Origin of the sequence: Streptomyces triticagri (assembly GCF_003429565.1) — a bacterium.
GTDB lineage: Bacteria > Actinomycetota > Actinomycetes > Streptomycetales > Streptomycetaceae > Streptomyces > Streptomyces triticagri.
In genome coordinates this window covers 26370-36797 of the sequence record NZ_QUAK01000117.1, presented here as the reverse complement: position 1 = coordinate 36797, position 10428 = coordinate 26370, and the positions used below count along the sequence as shown (strand labels likewise).

Genomic DNA, 10428 nt, shown 5'->3' with positions numbered 1-10428 from the left:
CCGCGGCCTGCTTCCTGGCCAGCTCCTCGGCCTTGCGCTTGGCCTCGGCCTCCTTCTTCCGCTCGATCGCGGCGAGCCGGGCCAGGGCGTCGCGTTCGCCGGCAGCGCCCGCCTCGCCGGTCTCGGCCAGCCGGGCGGGGCCGCCGCGGGGTGCGTCGGGATGCCCGGGGTCGTCCGTGGTGGGTGCTTCGCCCGTGGTGGGAGCGTCGCCGGTGCCCGGGGCGCGGCCCGATCCGGGGCTCGTCTCCGTGTCCGGCTCCGGGTCGGTCCCCGGGCGCCGCCCGGAGGCGTCGGGGTTCGCGGTCTCCCGGGGGCTGGCCTGCGGGTCGCGCCCCGGCGGGGAGGCCTGGCCGCGCGCCGGACGGTCGAGCGCGAATGTGTACGCACCGGACTCGCCCACCCAGTCCCCGTCGTCGTCACGCCGCTGGACCAGGGCCACCTTCGCCGCCACCGCGTCCGCACGCGGGTCGGGCCGAGCGCCGGCCGCGAAGGAGAGCCGCAGTTCGACGGGGAGTGTGTCGCGGGGCGCGACCACGAAGCCCGGGAAACCCTCACCGGGCGCGGATCCGTCCTCGAGGACGCCGACGTTCTCGTCCCGGTCGGTGTGCTCGATCTGCACCGGAAGCCACTTCCCCTCCGGGTCGCGGAACTCGAGTCGTACGTCGTCGGCGGTCAGGGTCCGCGCACGGTCCACCAGGACGACGACCGGGTGGATGCGGGCACAGGGCCGGTCCGTGGTGTTGGCCAGCTCGATCCGCCACTTCGCGGGGGCGTCGCCGGGGCGGTAGCGGTCCGGCCCGTCCAGGATCCTGGCGCGCACCGGGAACGGCACGCTCTCGGCGGGTTCGGGCGTACGGCCCTCGCCCGTGGCGCAGGTCGGCGGGCGCACGGCGGCCGGCGGGGCGGCGGGTACGTGGGCCGCGGCCGGCACCGCGCCGGAACTGGCCAGCGCGGCAAGGAAGGCGGCAGCGAGAAGCGGGGCACGGCGCGTTCGCATGGGGGGACAGCCTCTACGGGTCGCGTACGGGATCGAGCAGGTGCGGGACAGCACGGGTCAGGAAATCGGGCGCCCCCGGGGACGGCGGGGACCCGTCGGCCGCGGCGGTCCGCCGCCGACGTGCCGTGACCCTGCCACGCGGCTCCGGCGATCCCCCGTACCCCACAGGGCAGTTGAGCGGACAAGACGCCGAATTCCTCCGATCGGCGCACGGTGGCCCGCCCGGACGGGCGACGCGGCGGGCCACCCGGCGGGCACCGGTGTGCTTTGCACTCCGGCGGGGCCATTGCTTAGGTTCGGCGCATGACCACCTCCCGCACCGCCCCGCTCCGCGTGGCCCTCGTCGGCTACGGACTCGCCGGCTCCGTCTTCCACGCGCCCCTGGTGGCGGCCACCGAGGGGCTCACGCTCGACACGGTCGTCACCTCGAACCCCGAGCGGCAGGCACAGGCCCGCGCCGAGTTCGGCGACGGCATCCGCTTCGCGGACTCGCCGGACGCCCTGTGGGACCGGGCCGGCGAACTGGACCTGGTGGTGATCGCCTCACCGAACAAGACGCACGTACCGCTCGCGACCGCGGCCCTCGAGGCCGGCCTGCCCGTGGTCGTGGACAAGCCGGTCGCCGGCACCGCGGCCGAGGCCCGGGCCCTCGCCCACCTCGCGGAGAAGCAGGGCCTGCTGCTCTCGGTCTTCCAGAACCGGCGCTGGGACAACGATTTCCGCACCCTGCAGTCGCTCCTCGCCGCGGGCGAACTCGGCGAGGTGCAGCGCTTCGAGTCCCGCTACGAACGCTGGCGGCCCGCCCTCAAGGGCGGCTGGCGCGAATCGGGCGCACCCGAGGAGATCGGCGGCCTGCTCTACGACCTGGGCAGCCATGTCGTCGACCAGGCGCTCACGCTCTTCGGCCCCGCCGCCTCCGTGTACGCCGAGTCCGACGTACGCCGGCCGGGCGCGCAGGCCGACGACGACACGTTCATCGCGGTCACCCACCGCAGCGGCGTGCGGTCCCATCTGTACGTGTCCGCCACCACGGCACAACTCGGCCCGCGTTTCCGGGTCCTGGGTTCGTCCGCCGGTTACGTCAAGTACGGCCTCGACCCGCAGGAGGCGGCGCTGCGCGAGGGCGTGCGCCCCGGTGCCGGCACCCCGGAGTGGGGCGAGGAACCGGAGGCGCTGTGGGGCCGGCTCGGTGCCGGCGAGTCCCCGCTGACCGGCGGCGGCACTCCCGTACGGACCCTGCCGGGCGACTATCCGGCGTACTACTCCGCGATCGCCGCGGCGCTCCTCGACGGTGGGCCGAATCCGGTCCCGGCTGCCGAGGCCGCGGCCGCCCTAGACGTACTGGAGGCGGCCCGCCGCTCGGCCTCGGACGGGGTCGTCGTCACGCTCTGACCGGTGCCCGCCGACACCTTCGACCGGCGGCTTCCGGCACCTTTGACCGGCGGCATCCGGCAGCTCTCAGGGGCGAGTCGACGAATGCCGCCGGTGCGGGCAGATCGGTACGGCGAGCAGGCGGCGGACCTGCTCGCCGGCCTCGACCGCGTCCCGGGCGGTGTCCGGGAACGGCAGGCGCAGATCGCAGTGGCCCTCGCGGTACTCGCAGCGCAGGGTGATGCCGTGCCGGTCGAGGGCGAGCGGCAGGGTGCGCAGCACTCCGTGCGGGAGACGGGAACCGCCGAGCGCGAACAGGCCCGCGACCATGTCCTCGTGCGCCTCGGCGAGGTGCGTCAGCATCGCCGCCTCCTCGACCGCCAGCGGGTCGGGGGCGGTGCGGGCCAGTTCGGCCGGGTCTACGTCCTGGACACCTTCGGCGGTACTCAGCGTCACGAGGTCCACGTCGAAGGTCAGTTCGCCGGCGGCCGCCACGGCCCTGAGCCGGCCGATCAACGTGACCCGGGCGCGCACCCGGTCGCGCAGCGGCGTCGCGGAGATGTCGGTGAACTCGAGTACGGCACCGAGTCCGACCCGGGGCGCGGCGGCGACCTGAAGCGCGAGCGGGGTGTCCGGATCCGGATGCAGGGTGATCCGCCCCTCGGGCCCGACGGTGTGCATGCCGATGAGGTCGTAGTCCTGGCTGTCGGTGCCGAGCGAGAGGGAGACCGCCTGCGCGAGCACGGACCGGACGCGTTCCGGTGCGGTCAGTTCGGCGGGCGGGTCGAGGTCTGCGGCGGCACCCAAGATGGCTCCTCGCGGGACGGAGTTGAGGGAAGTACGGGGCAGGCGCACAGAACACCTCCCCCAAAGCAAGGTAAGGCTAACCTTACTTCAGCCGTTCGATACCGCCGAGCACGCAACTTTCACAGCCCGAGGGACTTCGCAGCCCGAGCGGCGTCCACAGCCCGAGCGACGTCCACAGCCCGAGGGCCGGGTCGCGCGCTGCGACCCGGCCCTCGGTGAATCCCTCTCCGCGCCCCGACCTGCGCGTCCCGGACGCGCTACGCGTCCTTGAACTCCTGCCGCTGCCGCCCGAGCCCCTCGATCTCCAGCTCGACGACATCGCCCGCCCGCAGATACGGCTTGGGCTCCGGGTGCCCCATCGCGACGCCCGCCGGGGTGCCCGTATTGATCACGTCGCCCGGGTACAGGGTCATGAACTGGCTGACATAGCGCACCACTTCACCCACCGGGAAGATCTGATCGGCGGTGCTGCCGTCCTGCTTCAACTCGCCGTTGACCCACAGCTTCAGGGCCAGGTCCTGCGGGTCGCCGGCCTCGTCGGCGGTGACCAGCCAGGGGCCGAGCGGATTGAACGTCTCGCAGTTCTTGCCCTTGTCCCAGGTGCCGCCGCGCTCGATCTGGAACTCACGCTCCGAGACGTCGTTCGCCACCGCGTACCCGGCGACATGGCCGAGCGCCTCGTCGGCCGAGTCGAGGTAGCGGGCCGTGCGCCCGATGACGACGGCCAGCTCCACCTCCCAGTCGGTCTTCTGCGACTTCCTCGGTACGAGGACGGTGTCGTCGGGGCCGACCACCGTGTCCGCCGCCTTGAAGAAGACGATCGGCTCGGCGGGAATCTCGGCGCCGGTCTCGCGCGCGTGGTCGTGATAGTTCAGACCGATGCACACCACCTTGCCGATCCGGCCGAGCGGCGGGCCCGTGCGCAGGCCCGCGGCGTCGAGCTCCGGCAGCGTGCCGGCGGCCGCGGCCTCCCGGATGCGGTCGAGCGCGGCGGAATCGGCGAGCAGGTCTCCGTCGATGTCGGAGACGAGTCCCGACAGGTCACGGAGGGTTCCCTCGGCATCGAGCAGCGCCGGGCGCTCGGCACCCGCGGTTCCGACTCGCAACAGCTTCATCAGTCATCTCCCCAGGTCAACCACTGAACGGGCCGATGGGTGACGGCCATCGGAGGATTGTTCGATCCTCCAAGGTCGCCATCCACTCCGCAAGACCCCGTTCACATGACGGACCACACAGACGGACCGGCGTCCCTCGCGTCAGGCGGCCGAGCCCGCGGGCGCGGCGGCCGTCGCGGACGGCATGTCCCGGTACAGGAGCGCCCGCTCCACCGAGCTCCACACGGTGCTGGTGACGATGTAGAGCGCGGCGGCGAGCGGCACCACCGCCACCGACACCAGGGTCATGAACGAGAACAGCGGCAGCACCTTGGCCATCGCCCCCATCCCCGGCATCTCGGACGCACCCGCCCCGAGGTCGGCCGTCTGGCGCTTGGCCCGCCGGTAGTTGACCGTCGCGACGACGGCGACGAGCACGAAGAGCGCCAGGTAGACGAGCCCCGCGTCACCGAACACTCCCCCGTCCCCGAGTGCGTCGTGCCAGCGGCCGCCGAGCTGCGCCGCGCCCAGGGTGTGGCCGAGCAGCACATTGGGTCCGCCGCCCAGCTCGGAGCTGGAGAAGACGTGGTACGTCAGGAAGAAGGCGGGCAGCTGGAACAGGCTCGGCAGGCAGCCGGAGAGCGGCGACACCTTCTCCTTGGTGTGCAGTTCGAGGACCGCCTTCTGCAGGCGCTCCGGATTCTTCGCGTGCTTCTTGCGCAGCTCGGCCAGCTGCGGGCCGAGCCTGGCGCGCTCCTTCTGACCCCGGGCCGCGGCCCTGGACAGCGGGTGCACGGCGAGGCGCACCGCCATGGTGAACAGCACGATCGCGGCAGCGGTGGCCGAACCGTGGAAGACGGGCTCGAGGCCGTCGGCCAGGCGTGCGACCAGGTCGGCGAAGCCACCGAAGAAGCTCGTGAACGGCGAGGCAAGAGTCGAAACGGGAGTCGTGGCCGCGGCAGCGGCGGAAGCCAAGGGCGTGAGGACAGCAGGCATGAAGGCCCCTCCGAGGGGTCGTCTCGTCGTACCGGATGAGTGCGCGCATCCCGGACGGGTGCGGGCATCGGCATGACGGCCTGCGTCAGGTGGTGAGCACGAGAGGTGCGGTCGGGGTCAGCACCCCGCCCGTTACGCGGCCGTCGGGACGGGACGGCCCGGTGCGCGTGGGCGTATTCGCCCGGCGGCGTCGGGGTCGCGCTGGGGCAGGAAGGCGGTCCGCCGCTCCCGGTCCCGTATCGCCGTACGCACCCGGGCCGGGCGGGCCGCCGGCATCCGGCGCGCGGCGACGACCGCGCACACGACGAGTGCGGCACCGGCGGAGGCGGTGGACGCGGCGGCGGTGGCGGCGAGCGCCACGACGGCGGAGAGTGCGCCGGAGTCGAGCAGCAGCACCTGGGCGAGCAGCAGGAACGCGAAGGCGGAGGTGCGCAGTGCGGTGATCCGGCCGATCATGCTCCCCCTCCTCCGTCGTGAGTCGTCGTGAGTCGTCGATGGCCCGCCGTGCCACGGGCCGCGACGCCTCGGCCTGCTCCGAATGCATCGGACTGCATCGGACTGCTATGCGCTATCGGACTGCTCTTCGTTCACATGAGGTGACGTCTCAGGCAGGACAGAAGTTCCCGTCCCCCGCAGCGAATCCGTCACACCGCCGCGCTCGCCAGCACCTCCGCGTCCGGCCGCGCGTCCCCGCCCGGTTCCCCGGACCTGCGGGCCGGCCGGACGTACGCCACCACCAGCGTCACCACGAGATTGACCACGAGGGCGAGCAGACCGGCATTGATCCCGTACACCGGATCGCGCTCGGTGAAGACGAGTGCGCACACCAGCACCACGCCGACCACCAGACCGCTCACCGCGGCGGTCAGCGAGAGCCGCCGCCACAGCAGCCCGAGCAGCACCATCGGCAGCAGCTGGGCCATCCCCTCGTACGAGATGAGGGACAGGCGTACGAGGGTGTTGGGCACCGCGTAGGTCATGATCAGGGCCAGCGTGCCCGCCACCACGACCACCAGCTGCGACGCCGCCTTCTGCCGGCGCCCGGGGCGCAGCGACGGCACGAGGGACAGCACGCTGCGCCCCCACATCGTCCCGATCACCAGCATGAACACCGCCATCGGCACGACCGACGAGAGCGCCGCCGCCACGCCGATCACGCCAACCGCCCAGGCCGGCAGCGAGTCGACCACGAGACGGAAGAGCGCAAGATTCGAATCCGCACCGACCAGGCCCGGCACCACGAACAGCGCGGCCATGCCGAGCAGCATCGGCACGAAGAGCAGGACGTTGTACGCGGGCAGCCAGATCGCGTTGCGGCGCAGGGCGTCGGCGTTCCTGGCGCCCAGGTAACCGGCCACGGTGGTCGGGAAGATGACCACGGTGAGCGCGTTGAGCACGGAGGTGGTGGCGAACCAGGCCGTGCCCAGCCCGCTGCCGCCCTCGCCGTCCCCGCCGTGCCCCGGCAGCGTCAGCCAGTCGCTCTTCTCGGCGACGAGCCGGTCGAGGAAGGGTCCGTAGCCGTCGAAGTAGTGCAGCGGCACGTACACCGCGAGGAAGCCGAGCGTGCCGATGACCAGCACGTCCTTGAGGACCGAGACCCAGGCGCTGCCACGTAGTCCGCTCACCACGACGAAGCCCGTAGTGACCGCGAAAGCAATGAAATAGCCCCAGTTGAGGCTGATCGTGCCGTACGAGATCGTCGACACGACCACACCCATGCCGGTGATCTGCAGCTGGATGTACGGCAGCAGGAAGACGGTCGCCAGGATCGCGACGGCGGCGCCGAGCCAGCGGCGGTCGTAGCGGTGCGCGACCATGTCGGTGATCCCGACCAGGTCGTGCTTGCGTGCGTACGCCCAGAGCATCGGCCCGACGACATAGCCGACCGCGTAGCCGCAGGACATGTACGCGACGACGTAGAGGACGGGAGCTCCGTAGTTGTAGCCCCAGCCCGCGGCACCCAGATAGCTGAAACTCGTGTAGCTCTCGCCGGCCATCAGGACCCAGATGAAGACCGCGCCCAGGCTGCGGCCGCCGACCGACCACTCGGCGAGCCCGCCCTGCCCGCCGCGGCCACGGACCGCGTACAGACCGAGGGCCACGGTGGCCACCATGAAGACGGCGAAGACGGAGGTGGCGACGGCGGCGTTCACCGGGCGCCGTCCACGGGGCCGTGCTCCTGCCCGTACTCCTGCTCGGCGGCTGCCATGGCCTCCCGGTGGTGGCGGTCGCCCCGCCAGGTGAGCCAGGCGGCGACCACCGTGAGCACGGTCGCGCCGAGCAGCCAGACGAACAGGAACGGGAGCCCGGCGATCACGGGCTCCACCCGGTTCACGAACGGCAGTGCCCCGATGTAGAGCACGAACGGCACCAGGAGCCAGAGGAGATGAGGACGAGAACGCACGGACGGAGCGTAGACCTCCGGTTGCCGCGGGCCGGGCGGGGGTCCGGACGCCGCCTCTTCGGACGCCGGTTCTACGCCCGTCCGTCCGGCACCGCTCTGTCCGGCGCCCGGTCCGTCCGACGCCCGTCCCTCACCGGGGCTCCACCTTCTTCAACTTGCCCCACACCACCAGGCGGTACTTGGACGTGTACTCCGGCGTACAGGTGGTCAGCGTGATGAAGTACCCCGGCGCGTCGTAGCCGGCGCCCTTCCGCACCGAACTGCGCGGCACCTCCGCGATCACGCCGCCGTCCCCGGGCAGCGTCTCCGGCAGCGTCCGGTCGACGACATAGCCGTACGTGGCGCCCTTGGTCTCCACCGTCAGACGGTCTCCCGCGCGGAGCCGGTTGATGTGGCGGAACGGTTCGCCGTGGGTGTTCCGGTGCCCGGCGAGCGCGAAGTTTCCGGGCCGGCCCGGCTGGGCGGTCCCCGGATAGTGGCCCGCGTACCCCTTGTTCAGCACGCCGGCCTTGCTGATGCCCTCAGCCACAGGGACGCGGATGCCGAGGCGCGGGATCGACAGGACCGCGTACGCCTGGTCCCAGCGCGGCGCGGGCTTCGGCTCGGCGGCGGTCGCGGGCCGCTCGCCCCGGCCGGCCGACCGGTCCCGGGCGCCCTCGCCACCGCGGTCACCACCGTCCGGCACGTCCGTCGTACCGCCGGGATCCCGCGGCGCCGCCGCCCGGTCGTCACCCCGGCCCCACTCCTCCTCGAGGGCCCGCACCTGCTGTTCGGCGCCGGCCCGCGCCTCCCGGTTCGTCCACCACAACTGATGCACGACGAGCAGCAACAGGACGACCCCCACCGTCACCGCCACCTCCGCACCCACCCACAGGGTCTGCGCAGGACGCGACCGGCCGCCGGACCTGCGCCGGGCCCGGCCGGCACCTCTCCCGCCTCCCGCCGGGCCGCGGCTCGCCCGCCGCCTTCGGCTCCCTGCGTACGACGCGGCCCCACGGCCCGCACGGGCGGCGCTCTGTCCGGCGACCACCGGGACCGCGGCTGCGGCGGGGCGACGTCGGCGCGCAGTGGGACCAGGACCTTGCCGCTCCTCATCCCGCCACGACCCCTCATCCCCGCGCGCCTCCACGTCACCCCACGACTCCCCGCCCTCCGGCGGTGGACGCTCCGGCACGGGAGACCTCCTCGTTACGGCGGCGGGCCGGCCACGGACGAGAGCGCACGTACCCGAACACCCACCCGGCGCGCGCTCCCCGGCAGGCCCGCACGATAAGCGCCCCACCCGCAACTCACCAGACCACCACCCGACGAAAGACGGCTGCGCGAGAACGGCCCCGCGGGACCGAGCACGCGGGACCAAGCACGCGGGACCAAGCATGCGAGACGGGACGTACTCGACCAGACGTACAAGACCACGCATACGGGACCTGGCGTCATCCACGACACAGCCGGACGCCCGAAGCCCCAACCGAGTCAGGGGTACCTCCGGGGGCGCCTCCGGACCCACCTCCGGACGCACCGACGGGCCGCCCACCGCGGCAGCCCTCACCGCCCCGCCTCACCCCACCCACCCCCGCGCAGTACCGTGTCCCCCATGCGCCCCGACACGCCTGCCACGCCTGCCGACCGCACGGGCGGGACGGAACCCACGGCCGACCAGTCCGCGGACCGCACCGCCGAGAACAACCCGGCCGCGGAGCCGGCCTCCGAGCACATCGCGGACGCCGAGCGCCTCCTGCGTACGGCGACCCAGTACCCCCAGGACGCGGAGCAACTGCACCTGCACGCCGCGGCCCACCTGGAACTGGCCGGCGAGCGCGAGCGCGCCACCACCCTCTACGACAACCTCCTCGCCCGGACCCCGGCGAACCCCCTCCTCATCCGCGCCCTGAAGGCCGCGAACCTCTGGGAGTACGGCCACGAGGCCGAGGCCCACGCGATCATCGACGGCGTCCGCTCGGCCACGCCCCGCGACCCGGCGCCCTGGGTGATCGTCGCCGAAGCGCTGGAGTCGCACGACGAACTCGAACCGGCACACGACACGTTCACCGAGGCCGCCACCCGCCTGATCACCCCGGGCGCCCCGGTCCCGCAGGACGCCCGCCCGCTGCTCGTCGGCCGCCACCGCGTACGCCGCCTGCTCGGCCTCGCCCACGACGACTGGGACGCCCTGGCCGACGAACTGCACACCGCCCCGGTCACCCTCGACGAACTGCACGACCCGAACCGCATCTGGTCCCTCGGCTCCGAGAACCCGGCCGAACTCCGCGCCGAAATCGCCCGCCTGCAGACCGAGTTGGGCTCCTACCGTGCCGCCCTCTCCCGCCCCTTCCCGGTCGCGGTCCTGCACTGGCCGTCCATGGAACTGGCCGAACTCCTCGCCGCGTACCCCGCCCTGGAGTCCGAGTACCCCTCCCACGAAGAACACCTGACCGCCATAGAGTCCGCCCTCCGCGAACTCGCCGCCTCCGGCACCCCGAACCTCGGTATCGTCACCGCCACGGTCCCCTCCTACGAGGCCTTCGCCGCCGCCGAATCCACCACCCCCACGGACCCTTCCCTCCTCCCCCAATACACCACCACCCTCGCCTCCCGCGGCCGAGCCACCCCTTGGCCCCCTCGGGGGGAGTGCTGGTGCGGGTCGGGGGTGGGGTATGGGGAGTGCCACGGGGGTGGGACCCCCTGACCGGTCGGTCGCCGGACGCCACCGCACCGCCCCGCCGGCACAATGCACCCGTGCCCGAAGCCGTACCCTCCTC

At 72.9% G+C, this 10428-nt stretch carries 10 protein-coding genes; 2 read left to right on the top strand and 8 right to left on the bottom strand.

Going from position 1 to position 10428, the window contains the following annotated elements; all coding sequences use genetic code 11:
* Positions 1 to 997 (bottom strand): hypothetical protein (locus DY218_RS21555; RefSeq protein ID WP_128557755.1); only part of this gene is annotated, 997 nt, incomplete at its 3' end.
* Between the two features lie 303 nt (positions 998 to 1300).
* Here DY218_RS21555 and DY218_RS21550 point away from each other — a divergent pair.
* The gene (locus tag DY218_RS21550; protein ID WP_128557754.1) at positions 1301 to 2389 is read left to right on the top strand and encodes a Gfo/Idh/MocA family oxidoreductase; all 1089 of its coding nucleotides are present in this window, start codon (positions 1301 to 1303) and stop codon (positions 2387 to 2389) included.
* Between the two features lie 66 nt (positions 2390 to 2455).
* On the opposite strand, the gene DY218_RS21545 is transcribed toward DY218_RS21550, so the two are convergent.
* The 7 genes from DY218_RS21545 to DY218_RS35330 form a co-directional block, all read right to left on the bottom strand.
* Positions 2456 to 3175 carry a DUF2470 domain-containing protein gene (locus DY218_RS21545; protein ID WP_128557753.1) on the bottom strand — a complete coding sequence of 240 codons (720 nt, stop codon included), beginning with the start codon at positions 3173 to 3175 and terminating at the stop codon, positions 2456 to 2458.
* Positions 3176 to 3432: 257 nt separating this feature from the next.
* Positions 3433 to 4290 carry a fumarylacetoacetate hydrolase family protein gene (locus DY218_RS21540; RefSeq protein ID WP_128557752.1) on the bottom strand — a complete coding sequence of 286 codons (858 nt, stop codon included), beginning with the start codon at positions 4288 to 4290 and terminating at the stop codon, positions 3433 to 3435.
* A 141-nt stretch (positions 4291 to 4431) separates the two neighbouring features.
* Entirely contained in the window at positions 4432 to 5265 is an 834-nt protein-coding gene (locus DY218_RS21535; RefSeq protein ID WP_128557751.1) for a YidC/Oxa1 family membrane protein insertase, read from the bottom strand.
* A 132-nt stretch (positions 5266 to 5397) separates the two neighbouring features.
* Entirely contained in the window at positions 5398 to 5721 is a 324-nt protein-coding gene (locus DY218_RS21530; RefSeq protein WP_128557750.1) for a DUF6412 domain-containing protein, read from the bottom strand.
* A 188-nt stretch (positions 5722 to 5909) separates the two neighbouring features.
* Positions 5910 to 7418, bottom strand: coding sequence for a sodium:solute symporter family protein (locus DY218_RS21525; RefSeq protein ID WP_128557749.1), 1509 nt, complete (start codon positions 7416 to 7418; stop codon positions 5910 to 5912).
* A complete protein-coding gene (locus tag DY218_RS21520; RefSeq protein ID WP_128557748.1) occupies positions 7415 to 7669 on the bottom strand; it encodes a DUF3311 domain-containing protein in 255 nt (84 codons plus the stop codon). Before DY218_RS21520 ends, DY218_RS21525 begins: the two co-directional genes overlap by 4 nt.
* 130 nt (positions 7670 to 7799) lie before the next feature.
* A complete protein-coding gene (locus tag DY218_RS35330) occupies positions 7800 to 8537 on the bottom strand; it encodes a class E sortase (protein WP_325052013.1) in 738 nt (245 codons plus the stop codon).
* A gap of 726 nt (positions 8538 to 9263) precedes the next feature.
* On the opposite strand from DY218_RS35330, the gene DY218_RS21510 reads away from it, so the two are divergent.
* Entirely contained in the window at positions 9264 to 10355 is a 1092-nt protein-coding gene (locus tag DY218_RS21510) for an SEC-C domain-containing protein (protein WP_233521770.1), read from the top strand.
* The last annotated feature ends 73 nt before the right edge of the window (positions 10356 to 10428 follow it).